Origin of the sequence: Avibacterium volantium (genome assembly GCF_049366555.1) — a bacterium.
In the GTDB taxonomy this organism is placed as follows: Bacteria; Pseudomonadota; Gammaproteobacteria; order Enterobacterales; family Pasteurellaceae; genus Avibacterium; species Avibacterium volantium_A.
Genome location: NZ_JBMMGT010000058.1, coordinates 1 through 1,033, shown reverse-complemented (window position 1 = coordinate 1,033; position 1,033 = coordinate 1). Strand labels below are relative to the sequence as shown.

Below are 1,033 nucleotides of genomic sequence, written 5' to 3'. Positions count from 1 at the left end.
GTTTTTTGACAACTTGGCTTAGTTCTTGGTCTTCAAGTATTTCCTGAATAACCGCAAAAAGTCGTGGATTAACGCAATAAAAAACGGGTTCATTTCGGTTTAAGATAGCGATTGCGCCTTCTTCTGCCGTGCCTTCTGATACGATCCCCATAGGATTTTTTTTCAAGTCGCTAATGCTTGCCGTGTGGCGGGTTAAGATTTGATGAATTGCCATTGTGCTGTTCCTTGTTGTGTTTAATTCGGCTAAATATTAGCACCATTAAAAACCTTATAAAAGACTTTCACGCCTCGAGGTAATAAAAAAGGGCGGTGAGGAAACCGCCCAAAACTTACTGCGCAACGAAAGCTAATCTATGATATTGATGTTTTCAATTAATGCTACGGCGTTGTAGTCTTCGATAACAAAATCAGCCACTAAAGAATTATAAATATCTAGGCGATCTTTGGCTGGGTTGCGTTCCATTATGCGGCGAATTGTGCCTTTTTGTACATACAGGGAAAGATTATCAAGACGAGTAATTAAAATGCTGTCTGCGGGGAAATAATCCACGCCAACCGCTTTTAATCCGCCGATCAGTTTTTGCGATACGGTCATTCTTGGTGTTGATAATCCCGCATCAATCGGGAAATCTGAAAGCACGTTGCGTCCGCAAATCGCAATCATATCCCCGCCGCCTTTGATTGGATCGCCAATTTTGGCTAATCCAGCTTTCACTAGATAATTAAGGTTTTTATATTCTTGATCAGCCCCTACGTTTGCCGCACTAATTAATTTATCTACGGCGTTTTCTCGAATTTTTTGTAGCCAGCCTTTTTTCACATCTTCAGCCAATTTATTAATCACTGGGTTAGAGGTTTGAAGGCGGTTTTTACCATTCCAGCCAACTAATAATAAACTTAATAAAATTTCAGTCGTTAGGTGTTCTTCGAATTTTCGGCTGAAATCAACTTCTAGCACGCCAGCAATGCGATCTAATTTTGGATAGCTGATAGAGGTATCTAAATCAATTTGTTCACAATGGAATTTCTGCGG

General features: G+C 40.2%; 2 protein-coding genes. Both read right to left on the bottom strand.

Features of this window, described 5'->3' with window-relative positions; translation table 11 throughout:
* On the bottom strand, positions 1–214 hold a 214-nt coding region (locus ACLS0A_RS10965), incomplete at its 3' end, for a type II toxin-antitoxin system Phd/YefM family antitoxin (protein WP_416083506.1).
* Positions 215–346: 132 nt separating this feature from the next.
* Positions 347–1,033, bottom strand: a 687-nt coding sequence (locus ACLS0A_RS10960) for a P2 family phage major capsid protein (protein WP_416083507.1), incomplete at its 5' end; no start/stop codon positions are given.